At 52.1% G+C, this 390-nt stretch carries 1 protein-coding gene; it reads right to left on the bottom strand.

The features are described 5' to 3' along the window. Nucleotides 1-201: 201 nt before the first annotated feature. A partial coding sequence (locus tag AC1RPH_RS07965; RefSeq protein ID WP_481762051.1) for a hypothetical protein occupies nucleotides 202-390 on the bottom strand: 189 nt, incomplete at its 5' end.

The raw sequence follows: 390 nt of genomic DNA, 5'->3' as shown, positions 1-390 counted from the left end.
TATTGACGTTCAACATGACTCTCCTTTATTTGAATCGCAAAATTACGTAGACGGGCCACGAGTTGTGTTCGTCGTGCCTGTATTTGAGTTCCTGAACTATACAGTACTTTCCACGTATCTGCAACTCCCAATCATACGAATACCCGTAGCGGTTCAGCACCATTGGCTTATACCGCAGCCTACGCCGTCGCATGTTCATGATCAGTAGCACGAAAGCGATGCCGACGTGTCGCCCACCACCCGGAACTTGGCGCGAGTCACACGATTGACCGGCGTATTGTACCCGAATTCCCGCAGCATGTCCGGCACCGTGTATTCCAGCTCAGCGGGATCGTCGGTGCGGTTATCACGACCCGAATACGGATCGGTGTAGAGGAAGTTATCCAAGTC

It is taken from the genome of Dellaglioa sp. CoH-57-MRSF-16 (assembly GCF_056782055.1).
The sequence above is the reverse complement of the archived record's forward strand: the minus strand, read 5'-3'. Positions and strand labels throughout refer to the sequence as shown.